The 14,324-nt window shown below is 65.9% G+C and carries 10 protein-coding genes; 6 read left to right on the top strand and 4 right to left on the bottom strand.

The window, feature by feature from the left end:
* Nucleotides 1-59: 59 nt before the first annotated feature.
* Together ACQPXH_RS29250 and ACQPXH_RS29255 are read left to right on the top strand one after the other, a co-directional pair.
* Nucleotides 60-395, top strand: a complete 336-nt coding sequence (locus ACQPXH_RS29250) for a WXG100 family type VII secretion target (protein WP_387295284.1) — start codon at nucleotides 60-62, stop codon at nucleotides 393-395.
* A 39-nt stretch (nucleotides 396-434) separates the two neighbouring features.
* Nucleotides 435-722, top strand: coding sequence for a WXG100 family type VII secretion target (locus ACQPXH_RS29255; protein ID WP_040686706.1), 288 nt, complete (start codon nucleotides 435-437; stop codon nucleotides 720-722).
* Nucleotides 723-818: 96 nt separating this feature from the next.
* On the opposite strand, the gene ACQPXH_RS29260 is transcribed toward ACQPXH_RS29255, so the two are convergent.
* Together ACQPXH_RS29260 and eccCa are read right to left on the bottom strand one after the other, a co-directional pair.
* On the bottom strand, nucleotides 819-2,267 hold the full coding sequence (locus ACQPXH_RS29260; protein WP_433599664.1) for a type VII secretion-associated protein: 1,449 nt from the start codon (nucleotides 2,265-2,267) through the stop codon (nucleotides 819-821).
* Nucleotides 2,267-6,307: a type VII secretion protein EccCa gene (eccCa, locus tag ACQPXH_RS29265; protein ID WP_433599665.1), complete on the bottom strand. Its 4,041-nt coding sequence runs from the start codon at nucleotides 6,305-6,307 to the stop codon at nucleotides 2,267-2,269. The genes ACQPXH_RS29260 and eccCa overlap by 1 nt, the downstream gene beginning before the upstream one ends.
* A gap of 174 nt (nucleotides 6,308-6,481) precedes the next feature.
* On the opposite strand from eccCa, the gene eccD reads away from it, so the two are divergent.
* From eccD to ACQPXH_RS29280, 3 genes are all read left to right on the top strand, one after another.
* Nucleotides 6,482-7,948, top strand: coding sequence for a type VII secretion integral membrane protein EccD (eccD, locus tag ACQPXH_RS29270; RefSeq protein WP_433599666.1), 1,467 nt, complete (start codon nucleotides 6,482-6,484; stop codon nucleotides 7,946-7,948).
* A gap of 76 nt (nucleotides 7,949-8,024) precedes the next feature.
* On the top strand, nucleotides 8,025-9,449 hold the full coding sequence (gene mycP, locus ACQPXH_RS29275) for a type VII secretion-associated serine protease mycosin (RefSeq protein ID WP_433599667.1): 1,425 nt from the start codon (nucleotides 8,025-8,027) through the stop codon (nucleotides 9,447-9,449).
* A 60-nt stretch (nucleotides 9,450-9,509) separates the two neighbouring features.
* Nucleotides 9,510-10,268: a potassium channel family protein gene (locus ACQPXH_RS29280; protein WP_433599668.1), complete on the top strand. Its 759-nt coding sequence runs from the start codon at nucleotides 9,510-9,512 to the stop codon at nucleotides 10,266-10,268.
* A gap of 1 nt (nucleotide 10,269) precedes the next feature.
* Here ACQPXH_RS29280 and eccB read toward each other — a convergent pair whose 3' ends face one another.
* Nucleotides 10,270-11,757, bottom strand: coding sequence for a type VII secretion protein EccB (gene eccB / locus ACQPXH_RS29285; protein WP_433599669.1), 1,488 nt, complete (start codon nucleotides 11,755-11,757; stop codon nucleotides 10,270-10,272).
* Between the two features lie 112 nt (nucleotides 11,758-11,869).
* On the opposite strand from eccB, the gene eccE reads away from it, so the two are divergent.
* A complete protein-coding gene (gene eccE, locus ACQPXH_RS29290; RefSeq protein WP_433599671.1) occupies nucleotides 11,870-13,519 on the top strand; it encodes a type VII secretion protein EccE in 1,650 nt (549 codons plus the stop codon).
* A 169-nt stretch (nucleotides 13,520-13,688) separates the two neighbouring features.
* On the opposite strand, the gene ACQPXH_RS29295 is transcribed toward eccE, so the two are convergent.
* The gene (locus tag ACQPXH_RS29295; RefSeq protein ID WP_433599673.1) at nucleotides 13,689-14,249 is read right to left on the bottom strand and encodes an NADPH-dependent FMN reductase; all 561 of its coding nucleotides are present in this window, start codon (nucleotides 14,247-14,249) and stop codon (nucleotides 13,689-13,691) included.
* Between the last annotated feature and the right edge of the window lie 75 nt (nucleotides 14,250-14,324).

Raw genomic sequence — 14,324 nt, forward strand, 5'->3', positions numbered from 1 at the left:
TGAACGAGGTCAACTCGCAGTAGGGATGTTGACCAGAACCAGAACCAGGAGCAGAAGCGATGACTTCACCAGGGAATTTCGTTGCGGATACCGAGGGTATCAATGCGAAGGCGAAGGAGTTCATGGAGCAGCACAACAGCCTGAACGCCGCGATCAGTCAGCTGAAGACCGACGAGGACAACGTCACGAACGGCGCCAACTGGCAGGGCGCGGCCCGCGACGCCTTCAATGCCTTCATGGAGCGTTACTACTTCCAGGCCTCCAAGATGAACGACCAGCTGATGCAGACCGCCGACAACCTGCTCAAGATGAGCAACCAGTTCTCGGATCAGACGCACGATTTCGCCTCGCAGATCCAGACGCAGGTTTCCAGCCTCGACCTGCCCGCGGTCTAATTTCCAGAATCACGCCATAAAGGAGTCTGAATAATGAGCATGGACAAGCCGATCTCCGCTAATTTCGACGGCGTTGCGGACGGTGCCCGCCAGATCCTCAACCGCGCCGAGAACATTCGGAACGAGCTCGAGGCGTTCGAGAAGAAGGTCAAGGCATTCTTCGACACGCAGGGCGGTCAGGCCAAGGAGGCCTTCGAGCAGTACCAGACGACTTGGAACCAGCACGTCGTCCAGCTGAACACGACGCTGAGCGGTGCCGCGACGCTGATCGACAAGGGAAACTCCGAATTGCAGGGCACAGACACCGCCCTCGCCGGCCTGTTCTGAGTTCCGACACGAACTATTCGTGGCCCCCGGCGGTTTGCCGGGGGCTCGAATTGTTTATGCGCCGAACGCGGTGCAACCGTACTGGGACAACACCGTTCAGGGATTCACCCGTAGCGAACCCGCGAACTGCTCGCAGGGTTGTTTGATCGAGTCGGTGCCACCGAGGTACTGGCATCCGGTGCTGACTTGAAGTCCGTGCTCGACCAGGACGTGCCAGCTCACTGTCGAGCCGTCGCCTGGCTGTTCGGTGTAGGCGAGTCCGGACTTACCGCCGAAGACCACGTCGCGTTTCAGATCGCTCAGCTTGCCGTCGGGCTGCTGCTTCATCTGAGTTTCGAGATCGGCGGCGACCTGCTCGTATCCGGTACCTGGGGCGACCGGGGTCTGGATCAAGGTGATGCGGGCACGGGTTCCGCCCGACGGGACGAGGTCGACTCGCGATTTGGTTGGGTCGATGGCCTGCGTCAAGCGCCACCCGGACGGGATCTGAAAGCCTACGCGTCCAACGGTTTCCGATGATTGCTTCGAGGTCGTCGGCGGTTGGGTGACCGGCGACTGTGGTGTCGTGCCCGCGGCCGCTGATGTGCTCGCCGCCGAGGCCGGAGGGGTATCGTTCGAGCCGCCGAATGCGAATACGGCACCGGCGGCCACTGCGGCGACCACCAGCACTCCGGCAATACCAGCGATCGCATAGGCCTTGGTATTTCGGCCGGGTGGCCGCATGGCCGCGGCCCGCTGACGCAGCGGCTGCATCCACTCGGTGGTCGGCAACGGTGCGACTTCGGGCTGATATTCCGGTTCATGCTGTGGTCCGCGCATCAGATCCGCGCCCGCGATCGGACGCACTTCGATCGCCTGTGTGCAGACCTGTTGCACCGCCGAGCGGATCAGGTCCAGCTTCGCCGAATCGGAAACTCCGACGGCCTGAACGAAATCGGCCGGCTGACCCGCGAGCACGCGATCGACGAGCTCGCACAGATCGAAGAAGCCACTCGACTCCGGCTCGATATCGGCGACCGCGAGATTCGGTTCGTGCTCACATGATTCGATTCGGATGCCCTGATGGCTGCGCACCACGGCGGTCGCGGTGGTCGAGAGCGGGCCGCATTCCAAGACCACCGTGCGGCGGCTGCGGGCGGTGCGGACATCGGCGACCACCGCACGAATCGCCATGTCCTCGAACAGCACATCAGCGGCGAAGCGGCGGGCGGCCTCGGCGAATACCGCTCGCCGACGACCACCCCATTCGGTCGGACAGACGACGGTGAGCTGCGCACACGGAACCGGGACGTCGAGGTTGCGCATTACGGTGCCGACTACCGAGCCCATCGCCTCGGCGAGACTCGGCACGCGCGGCAGCAGGGCGATCCGATCCGCCGCGATGTACTGGACGGCTGAGCTGACCTGTGTCGGCGGCGTAAGTGGCTCGCCGACAACGAGTTCGCCGCTGCTGCCGAGCACCACCGACGGCGGCACATCCCAATGTGTGGCCGGGCCGCGCGCCCATATTCGGGTGTCGGTCACCACGAGATCGACGTTCGACATCACTCGGCCGGTGGCATCCAGGCCAGCTGAATCAACCCCTCGGTATTGCGCGTGACGTATGTGCCACGCCCAGGCGGTTTGATACCGGGGCGGGTGGTGCCGAAGAGCACGCCCTCGTCCTTATTGCAGCTCATGACCAGAGCGGCCGAACCGAGATCCTTCATGCGCGCCACCGTCGCCTCGTACATGGCGCGGCTGGCACCACCGGAGCGCCGCGCGATGATCACGTGGAAACCGAGATCACGCGCATGCGGCAGGTGGTCGACCAGTGCCGATACCGGATTGCCGCTGGAGGAGGCGACCAGGTCGTAGTCGTCGACGATGACGTACAGCTCCGGACCACGCCACCACGAGCGGTCGCGCAACTGCTGTGGCGTGACGTCGGGTCCCGGCGTCCGCTGCGCGACATAGGCGGCGAGATCGGTCATGTTCTGGGTGAACTGCGGTGCGGTGGAGCCGTATCCGGCGAGGTACCCGGCGGGCACGAGTCCCAGCATCGACCGTCGGTAGTCGCCGAGGATGAAACGCGCCTGATCCGGGGTATTCGACGCCGCGATGCTCTCGATGATCGTCCGGAGCAATGTCGTCTTACCGCTCTCGGTATCACCGAGGACGATGAAGTGCGGGCTCTCGTTGAAGTCGAGATAGACCGGGGCAAGTTCGGATTCGTTGATACCGAGCGGAATTCGCATGCACTTGACGTCCGGATCGACCTGCGACGGCCAGTTGCCCGCGAGCTGCAGCAACTGCTCGCGCGGCAGCAGTTCCGGCAGCATCCTGGCCTCGGGCGCGGGGCGGCCCGGGGTCAGTCGGGCGATGGTCGCCACCGCATCGGCGACGGCCGGGCCGAGGTTGTCCTGATCCGCGCTTCCATCGATGCGCGGCAGACCGGTCAGCATGTGCAAGCACTCGGGCGTCATACCGCGTCCCGGACGGCCCTGCGGCACAAGCGATGCGAACTTGCGGCCGAGATCGGAGTCCATCGGGTCACCGAGGCGGAGCTCGATGCGGGTGCCGATCTGGTCCTTCAGAGCGGGACGGGCCTCGGCCCAGCGGGCGAGGGCGATGACCACGTGGACACCGTAGGACAGGCCCTGCACCGCCAGGTTCATGATGGGCTGTTCGAGGGGGTCGAAATCCTGGCGGATGGAGCCGAAGCCGTCGATGACCAGGAAGACATCGCCGAACGGGTCCTCGTGCGCACCGGCTGCGCCCGGGCTGCTCGCCGGGTCCATGGCGCGCAGGCGACGGAATTCGGTCATCGACTCGATGCCGAGTTGACGGAACCTCGCCTCGCGCTGGCGGACGATGGTGGTCATCTCGGCGATGGTGCGGCGGACCTTGTCCTCGTCGAGACGGCTGGCCACCGAACCCACGTGCGGCAGGCCTTCGAGGCTGGCCAGGGTGCCGCCACCGAAGTCGAGGCAATAGAACTGCACCTGTTCGGCCGTGTGGGTGAGTGACAGGGCCATGATCATGGTGCGCAGAGCCGTCGACTTACCCGACTGCGGTCCACCGACGACCGCGACATTGCCTCGCGAACCCGACAGGTCCACGACGAAGGGGTCGCGGCGCTGATCGTAGGGGCGGTCGACGATGCCCATGGGCGCGCGCAGGGTGGCGACGGCGGAGTACTCGCCGGTGAGCACACTGCGTGGGATGAGTTGGTCGAGGGTGGGGGCCTCTTCCAAGGGCGGGAGCCAGATCTCGTGGGCCGCGCGGCCGTGGCCGCGAATGCGGGAGGCCAGCATATTGAGGTTGGAGATCTGTTCGCCGTCCTCGGACTGCGGTTCGGGATCGTGCGTCGGCTCGGACGGCAGCGGGACCCGGTCGATGGTGCGGAAGTCGACGTGGGTGGCGGTGAAAGGGCGTGCCTTGATGTCGATTTCGCCGCCCGCGACACCTGCCTGGGTGACCTCGCGCTGGGAGCCGCCGCCGACGTAGGGGCCGGAGACGTAGGAGGCCTGGAAGCGCTGGATCTCACCGGAGTCGGACTTGAGGTAACCACCGCCGGGGACGCCGGGCAGGTTGTAGGCGTCGGGGACGCCGAGGACCTGGCGGGATTCGTTGGCGGAGAAGGTCTTCAGACCGATGCGGTAGGAGAGGTGGCTCTCCAGGCCCTTCAGTTTGCCTTCTTCGAGGCGCTGCGAGGCCAGCAGCAGGTGCACGTGCAGCGAGCGGCCGAGGCGGCCGATCATCACGAACAGTTCGGCGAAATCCGGGTGCTGGGTGAGCAATTCGGAGAACTCGTCGAGCACCACGAACAGTGCGGGCAGCGGGTCCAGATCGGCACCTGCGGCGCGCGCCTTCTCGTATTCGGAGACATTGGCGAAGTTGCCCGCCTGGCGCAGCACTTCCTGGCGGCGGTTCATCTCACCGGCCAGGGCGTCGCGCATACGGTCGACCAGATCGGCTTCCTCTTCGAGGTTGGTGATGACGGCGGCGACATGCGGTACGCCGTCCAAGCCGAGGAAGGTCGCACCGCCTTTGAAGTCGACGAGCACCAGGTTCAGCTGGTCCGGTGAATGCGTGGCCAGCAGGCTGAGCACCAGGGTGCGCAGGAACTCCGACTTACCGGAACCGGTTGCGCCGATGCACAATCCGTGCGGGCCCATACCGCTTTCGGCGGCTTCCTTGATATCGAGTTCGATGGGCGCGCCGTCCGCGCCGACACCGAAGGGCACGCGCAGCCGCTCGCGGCCGTAGCGGGGACGCCAGGCGTGCTCGGGATTGAATGTGCCGATATCGCCGAGCTTCATCAGCTGGGTCCAGGTCGAGATCACTTCGGCGTCATCGTGTTCGACATCGCTGCTGCGCTGGGTCGCGGCACGATAGGGCGCGAGTCGGCGCGCGACCTGCTGGCCCTGCTGCGGGCTGATCCGGTCGATGAGCGCGAAACGCTCCTGGTTGCCGGTGGCGCCGCGACCGACGCATTCACCGTTCTCGACAACCATCTTGATGCCGCGCGAAACCGCCAAACGCGGTGCGTAGCCGCACAAGTCGATGATGGTCACGCCCTCGTAACCGGATTCGCGAAGTTGGTCTTCTTCGGCTTCGAGCAGACCGCCGTCGACGACGATGACGATGTGCACCAGGTTGGCGTTGGCCGGCTGGTTACGGGAGTAGCGAACGCGATTGGCCAGCAACGGATGCAGGCCCGCGGTGGCCTCCCGGATCGAACCGTAGAACATGCGCTGGGTGCCGATGCCGTCCTGCGCGTCCGGATGCTGGGTGTGCGGCAGCCACTTGGTCCACTCCCATTCGCGGGCGGTGTCCGGACCGCAGACGACGGCGATGAGCACCTGGTCCGGCGCCTGGAACATGCACAGCTGCAACAGCATTGCGCGGGTCATATCGCGGGCCTCGGCGCGGTCGCCGTCGAGTGCGATGGTCGCGAAGCCCTTGACCGCGATCGCGGTCGGCAGATCCGGAACCGTGGAGTGCGCGCGCACGAAGCGACGCAGCGAGACCGCCGCGATCGGCTCCAATTCTTCGACCGGACCGGTCTCCGGCGCGACCAGGCGGGTGGCCAGGCGCTGCCCCCCGGTGCCGATGCGAGCGTGGCAGAAGTCCTTGTCCCCGGCGCGGCGTTCCCACATGCGGGAAGTTCCGGCCAGCATCCAGATCAGGGCCGGTTCCGGATGGCTCCATTCGACGGAAGCGCGCTGCTGCGTTGCGGTCTGGTCGACGTCCTTGCGGACCTGATCGAGGTAGCGCAGGTAGTCCTTGCGGTCCTCGTTCGCCTCGGCCGCCTTCTGTCCCTTGCCGCCGCCCTGACCGGCGAACATGCCGACCATGGAGACGACCATCATCATCGGGAACATCATGCTCATCGGGTTCGACGTGATGCTGCCGCCCTGGGTGAACATCAGCGCCATCATGCCGACCATGCCGACGACCATCACGACCGGCATCAGCTTCGATACCAGGCTGCCCGGTGTCACCCTCGGGATTTCGGGCGGCGGCTGCAGCGTTACCTCGCCACCTGGTGAGCGCGGCATTTCGCGACGCGCGCGCCGCTGGAACCGGACGGTACTCATCGGACGAGCTCCCCCTCTTCGCAAGCTGCACTTTTTCGGCCTCAGTGTAGAGGCCACAGCTGACATGTCGTACAGTTCGACCAGCATTCTGCTGCCCGAACGGTGGGTTCGCAAGCTTGGCCCCCTCGCTCACGGGACGCGGAAATACGAGGTAGAGACCGAGTTGGGGGAAGCTTGACGCACGCGCGACTTGACCACATCGACGAAGAATCCTCGCGCGGTATCGTCCGTGCACCCGACCTTGCCCGGGTCACGATTCTCGCAAAGCACACCCAGGTGGATATGGCGATTCCGGTCGATGTGCCGGTCGCGCTGGTGATTCCGAGTGTCGTCGATATGGTCGCTCAACACAGCCGCACCAACGATTTCGACAATGAGGGCGAACGCTTCGAGCCCGCCGAATGGGTGCTGGCCAGAATCGGCCATCCGCCCTTCTCCAATTCGCTGAGCCTCGGTGAGCACGGTGTGCGCGACGGCGAACTGCTCATGTTGGAGAGCGCCTCGCATACCGCGCCGACGCCGCTGTTCGACGACATCATGTACAACGTCGCGATCGCCGACGCCGATCACTACCGCAGCTGGACCCCGAAGGTCGCGCGGATCACCGGTTCGGTGCTCGCCGAGCTCACTATGATCGTCGGCTGCCTCGGTCTGCTGCTGTCCAAAGACGCACTGCCGGGCTGGGTCAGCGGTTCGCTCGCGTTGAGCGTGGCAATTCTGCTGGTGATCGCGGGCATGGTGCTCAGCAGGATGTACGGCGACACCTCGACCGCGCTGGTGCTCGGCGGCTGCGCGCTGCCCGCCGCGTTCACCGCCGGAATGCTTTACGTGCCGGATGATTACGGCTGGGCGCATCTGCTGCTCGGTTCGGTTCTGGTCGGCGCGACAGCGATACTCGCGTGGCGCGTCACCGGCGTCGGACTCGCGCTGTTCATCGGCGCGGCCACGCTCGCGGTGTACGCGGTACCTGCCGCGCTGGTCGGCGTGCTCACCGACCAGCCGCAGAAGGCCATCGGCGCCGTCGTCGCCGCGCTCGGACTCGCGGGTCTTTCACTCGCGCCGCGGGTTTCGATGCTGCTGGCCAAGCTGCCGCTGCCGCCGGTGCCCTCCCCCGGCACCCCGATCGACCCGACCGAGGACGATCCGGACGATCACCGCGCGCTGCCGACCATGGATGCGCTGCGGGTGAAGTCGGAACGGGCCCGGATGTACCTGGCCGGACTCGTCTCGGCGACCACGCTGCTCTCGGTGGCGGGTGCGTTGGCAGGCGCCGATCCGGGTGCGGAGGATCCGTACTGGCCTGGTATCGCGCTGGCGCTGGTGACCGCGGCGGTGCTGATGTTCCGCAGCCGGACCTACGCGGGTGCCGAACAGGCCGTGGTGCTGATCGCGGGCGGCGCGGCGATCGTGCTGATCATGATGGTCGGCGTCGCCGTCGGTATGGAGCAGCCACTGGCCGTCTTCGGTGCGGCCATGGTGGTGCTGGTCGCCGCACTGATTCTCGGCATCATCATTCCGAACCAGTCCGCGACACCGCCGATGCGCCGTGGCGTCGAATTGCTCGAGTACGCGTTCGTGGCCGCCGTGCTGCCGCTGGTCTTCTGGGTGGCCTCGCTCTACTCGCTCGTTCGCGGGCTTTGAGCGAGCGCAGCGAGTGAACAACAAACACAGCCAGCAACCTGGTCGTGCTGGAGCCGAGCGCCAGCGAGGCGCGGGCATGAACAGGCAGATGCGCGTCGCGGCGGCAGCCGTGGCGTTGGGTCTGAGCGCGTCGCTGGGGCTGGGGGCGTCACTGGGGCTGGGGGCCGGTGCTGCTTCCGCGGACCACCCGCCGGCCGTGAATCCGGGCCTGCTGCCCGCGGGCGATCCAGCCGCACCACCCGAAAAGACCGAGCGCCCAGCGAATTCCGATTGCTCGAATACGGTGTCCGGCGGGGAGGGCGCGACTATTCCCACCGCGCAGCGCTCCCTCGATCTGGAAAAAGCGTGGCAGTTCTCCAAGGGTGAGGGCCAGACCGTCGCGGTCATCGACACCGGTGTCGCGCGGCATCCCCGGTTACCGGGACTGATCGCTGGTGGCGACTTCGTGGCGAACTCGGGCGACGGCACCGAGGACTGCGACGGGCACGGCACCTTTGTCGCGGGCCTGATCGCCGCGTCGAAGATCGACGGTCAGGGATTCTCCGGTGTCGCGCCGGAAGCCCGCATCATGACCATCCGCCAGACCAGCAAGATGTATCAGAAGGAAGGCCGGTCCAGGGAGCGCAATCCCGACGACCTGCCCGAGGGCTACGGCAATCTGGCCACCATGGCCTCGGCGATCCGGCGCGCGGCCGATGCGAACGTGAGCGTCATCAATATCTCCGAGGTGTGGTGCGGTTCGTCCAATGACGTCGACGGATCCATCGGCGCGGCAGTGCGATACGCGACGCTGGAGAAGAATGTGGTCGTGGTCGTGGCGGCCGGAAACCAGGACGGCTCCTGCAAGACCGAACAGCAGATCATCGATCCGCTGAAACCGTCGGCCGATCCGTGGAGCAATGTCAGGGTCAATGTGAGCCCGGCGCGCTGGGACGACTATGTGATCTCGGTGGGCTCGATCGATTCCAACGGCGCACCGTCGAAATTCACGGTGCCCGGGCCATGGGTCAGTGTGGCCGCGCCGGGCGAGAATATGGTTTCGCTCGACCCGCGCGGCACCGGAACCGCGACCGGCACCGTGAATCAACAAGGGCAGCAACAGGCGATGAGCGGTACGAGCTTCGCGACGCCGCTGGTCTCCGGCGTGGTCGCGCTGGTACGGGCCCGCTTCCCAGATATGAGTGCGTTGGATGTGGTCAAGCGGATGCAGGCCACCGCACACGCGCCCGCCGAGGGGTGGAGTCCGTATATCGGCTACGGCGCGGTCGACCCGGTCGCGGCGCTGACCGATGAGGTGAGCAGCACGCCGCTGCCGCCCAAGCGGCCGAGCCCGGCCAAGAGCGCCCAGCTCGCGGTGCCGAAACCGGCGCCGCCGCCGGACAATCGGGCCCGCAACGTCGCGCTGATCGGCACCGGGATCATCGGTACCGCTTTGGTGCTCGGCTATCTCGCCTCGTTCCCGATCCGCCGCCGGTTCGGCGTCAAGTCCGACGATATGTAGCGTCTTCGTGGCAAACGGCGGTACATAGGGTGTCGCACCCGATCGATACAGGTAGTTCCCATGCACGTAGCACAACACGACGGCGGACAACCGAGCCGTAGACAGGCCTGGGAACGCGCGACCGGCATCCCGATGCTGGTACTCGCCGTGCTCTTCATCGGTGTCTACGCCTGGCATGTGCTCGATACCGGAGCGTCACCGCGGCTCGATGCCTGGCTCGAACGGGTCGACATCATGATCTGGACGGCATTCGTCGCGGACTTCGGCATCCGGACCTGGCTGTCCACCGATCGCTGGCGATTCGTGCGGACGCATCCGCTGGAGCTGTTGATCGTGCTGCTGCCGCCGTTTCGTCCGGTGCGGTTGTTGCGCGCGGCGCTGTTGGTGCTCGACCAGCTCAACCGCAATCGGGTGACCCGGGCCCGGCTCGCGGTATTCGTCGGCACCAGTTCGGCACTCACGCTGGTGCTGTGCAGTCTGGCGTTCTTCGATGCCGAATACGGCGCACCCGACAGCAAGATCCACAACTTCGGCGACGCCCTGTGGTGGTCCATGGTGTCGGTGACCACGGTCGGCTACGGCGATGTGTATCCGGTGACCATGCAGGGTCGCATGATCGCGCTGATCCTGATGACGCTCGGCATCGGCCTGATCAGCTTCGCCATCGGCACCACCACCAGCTGGCTGATGGACCAGCTGAAGTCCGTCGAGGTGACCGCCGACCGCACCGAAGTGGAGATCGCGATGCTGGCCGACGAAATCCGCGCGTTACGAAGCGAAGTCGCCGAGCTGCGCGCGGCCTCCAGGTCCGATGATTGACTCAATTCGCCGAGGCGACAGGTGATTTCGAGGGTGACGGGTCTGCGGCGACGCCGTCGTGGGCGACCATCGCATCCGCGCGGGACAGGCTCGGACCGGCTGCGAGCAGGCCGACGATCGGCCACGGTGCCGGTTCGGCCTTGGTGCCCGAATCCGTGTCCATGCCGAGTGCCTTTTCGGCGTCGGAGTCCTTGATGCCGTAGCGGACACCGGTGTCGGCGATGTAGAACTTGCTGTCCTTGCGGCGGCTGTCGGGTTCGATGCCGGTGGTCTGGACGAAGGCACCGGTGCCCGGCGGGATGTATACCGAGTCCGCGTTGGGGCCGGAGCCGTCCGCCTGGGCCAGCGGTACGAGTTCGGCTTTGTCCGGAATCGGCAGGGCCACACCGGTGAGCACCGTCAGTTCGGCGCGATTGCCGCCGTCCTTGTTGTCCGCGGCCGCGGCCAGCGGCTTCCAGGACAGGCAGCTGACCGGCTGGTCCTTGTAGTCGACGATGGACGGGACGACCTGCGGATACATACCGACCGGCAGTGCGTTCGACACCGGCGCGTAGGTCTTGTCGATCTGATCGACTACGTCGTTGCCGGACGTCGAGCGGTTCCGGTTGCGGATGATCTCGGCGGTCACCGGCGAGATCGGCTGCAGACCGTCTTGCAGCACAACGTATTCCGTATTGGGCTGCGCGGGGACGTGCACCACATCGCCGATCCGGTGGTTGCCGATCGAGTAGCTCACCGAGCCGCCCGGATTATCGATCTTGGGCGGAATGATCGGCAGCACTTCGGGAATCGTATTGAGCAGGCCCTCACCGATCGGCCGGGCGGTAGCGCCGGTGATCTTCAACGCGTCGGTGACCGCGCGCTCCTTGAGGTCGACGCGGGCACGCTTGCCGTCGTAGACCAGATACGCCGACTCCTTGCCCTGCACCAGCAGCGCCCGATCCCTACCCATGACCGAGGCCTTCTCACCGAGCGAGAGACTTCCAGCGAGCACCGAGGTGGTGAGATCCCTGCTGCCGTCCACCTTCATCTGATCGCAGACGGTCCAGATCCGGCCCTTGCCGTCCTTGTCGAATCGCAGCGAGGAAGGTGCGCCCGGAATGCCGATCAGCTGGCCCCGCGCTTTCTTGCCGATCTCGGATTCCTTGACGATGACGGCCTTTTCCGGCGATCCCGCGGCCAACCTGGCCGAGGCGAGGTTCAGCGTCGGATGCGCCACGTCGTTGATCATCACGTAGACAGCGCCGGATTCCTTGCCGATCAGGATCTTGTTACTGCCTACCTTGTCCTGCGGACGCAGCAGTGCGAGCACCCCGCAACCGGCCAGCACCACGATCGCCATGATCAATCCGGCCGCGTAGGCGCGGGACTGGGAGCGCATCGGGTCGTGCAGCATGCGCACGTCCCGGCGCACCAGCGCGTGTTCCATCCGGCGGACCAGGAAGCGATAACCGCTCACCTGCCACCGTGTAGTGGGTTTTGAAGGCATGTTTCCCTCCCCGAACAATGCTCGCGTTCGCGGAACACAGTACAGTTCCCGAGGACTATTGTTCAGCTCGGCTGCTGCTATACGGCCGATACCGGGTACTTGGGGGACGACGATGGCCGAACAAGCCGGCGCGGGACCACGCCCGCTACTCGGGCGCATCTCACTGCGGAATCTGTTGATCGCACAGGTGATCGGGCTCGTTGCCGGACTGATCGCCCTGTTGGTCGGGCTCGGTGCCTGGCCCGCGCTGGGCGTCGCGGTGGCCGCCGGACTGCTGCCGCTGATCCCGATCGCCAAGCGCACCATCCTGGATTGGATCGCCACCTGGTGGCGCTACCTCACCCACGGCGATTACGAGCTCGGCGACACCGTCGACTTCCGCGGCCCGGACGGTCGCTCGCTCGGGCTGTACTGGGACGGCAGCCGAGTTGTCACCGTCGTCGAGGTACTGGCCCCCAAGGGCGGGCTGACCCGGATCGCTCGCACGACAGTGCACGCCTCGCATCTGCTGCCACTGCCGGAATTGGCGAAATGCCTGAACCAGCACGACATTCTGCTCAGCGGTATCGATATCATCAGCCACGGTCACCGCAGCCGCTCCGGTACGCCCGCCGGCAAGATCTATGAATCGCTGCTGGGTCCGCTGCCCGCGACCGCACACCGGAATGTGTGGCTCGCCATCAGCTTCGACGCGATCGCGTGCCCGGAGGCCGCGGCCCGGCGCGGTGGCGGCAGTGAGGGTGCGTCACGCGCGGTAACCATTGCGACGCAACGCATTATGCGCACCCTGGAGGACGCCGACTGCAGCGCCCGCATCCTTACCGCACCCGAGATCCGCAAGGCGGTTCTGCAGGTCACGCAGGGCTTCGATCCGCGCACGCTGACTCATCGCTGGCGGTATGCCGAGGTCGGCAACAGCGTGAATATCGGTAGGGCGGTCGACCCGAAGCGACTCGGCTCGGATCTGCTCTCGCAGCTGTGGGTCGCGCCGTCGCGCGGTACGACGGTCGCGGTGCGGCTGCGCCCCGGTAGTTCGGCCGAGTCGGTGAGCATCGGTGCGGCTTGGCGGCTGACCACGCGGGAGCTGCCGGAACGCACGAAGCTCAAGGGTCTGATCTCGATGAACGGGCGGCAGCGCGATGGTCTGCTCGCGCATCTGCCGCTGGGCGTACCGGATCTCGACGACGCGGTTCCGGTGACCGAGTATCCGATCGATGTGATCGATGCGCTGCATCTGCCGTCGTCGGGTTGTGGTCAGCTGATCGGCTCCGATGACGAGGGGCAGGGTGTCGCGGTCCGCATTGTCGGTACCGGTATTTCGACGGTGTATGTGGCCGGTGAGTTGTATCTGGCTCAGCAGTTGGTGTTCCGCGCGTTGGCGGTCGGTGAACGCATCCTGATCCGAACCGACCGGACGCATGCCTGGGAGAACCTGGTGACGACCATCGGGAATCCGGAGCGGCTGCAGATCGCGGTGGAGACGCATCAATCCGATGCCGGGTTCACCGCGACGATGGTCGACGGCGTGCTGGCACCCGCGCCGCACGCGGGTGTCACGACGATCTATGTGACCGGAGATCCGATGGGATGGCCCGCGACTCGGCCGGACCTGTCGATCCACCAACCGGGAGCAATCGGGAACCATGTGGTGCTGCGGACCGGAACTGCTCAGGTCGATCTGACGTTGGTGTCGATTCCGCGCGAGGCGACGTACATCGGGCATCCGCGCGGGCGGCGAGCCATGGCGGGAAGTCCGCAGTAGCTCCTTGTTTCGGTGCGCGGCATCGGAGCTGCGGTAGGTCCTGTGGGCGGGCACCCACAGCCCAGCGTTCGGGCGTTCCAGGCTTTTGGCGAGGGTAGTGGAATGGTGGTAGTAGTCGGAGCATCGAACCACCATTCGACTACGCTCGATGGGTTCCGCTCACGGATGGTCAGCCTGGGTAAGGGTCTGTGGTGCGGGCGGTGCGGAGAGTTCTTGCCCACCAAGCCAATTGGCGGATCAGGCGACCGGCGGCATCTATTGCGGCGCCGTCCTGGGTGTTGCCTGATTCGTCGAATCGCTTTTTGGCCTGGTGGAAGCTGACGGTTTCGCGGATGGCGACCATGTGGATTTCCGCGACTACCTGGCGGAGTTGTTCGACCGCGCGCAGGCCGCCGGAGAGGCCGCCGTAGGAGACGAAGCCGATGGGTTTGGCGCGCCATTCGTGTTTCGCGTTGTCGAAGGCGGTTTTCAGGGACGCCGGGTAGCCGTGGTTGTACTCGGAGGTGACGGCGACGAAGGCGTCGGCGGCGGCCAGACGCCGGCGATAGGCCTCGACCTCGGCCGTGCAGGTCAGGTCGGTCGGCAGTGGGGTGGTCAGGAGATCGATGACGCCGGTCTCGAATTCGGGGGTCGACCGTACCGTGCGCAGGAACCAGTCGGCGACCACCGGAGCGAATCGCTCCGGGCGCGTGCTGGCCACGATGACCTCTAGCCGTAGCGGAGTATCCACTGCGCGAGCCTAACTCGGTGTGCCGACGGTACGGTCGAGGCGGGTGCGGCGATCTCGATTCATTCGCGGGATCGG

This window comes from Nocardia sp. CA-135953 (genome assembly GCF_050955735.1).
GTDB lineage: Bacteria > Actinomycetota > Actinomycetes > Mycobacteriales > Mycobacteriaceae > Nocardia.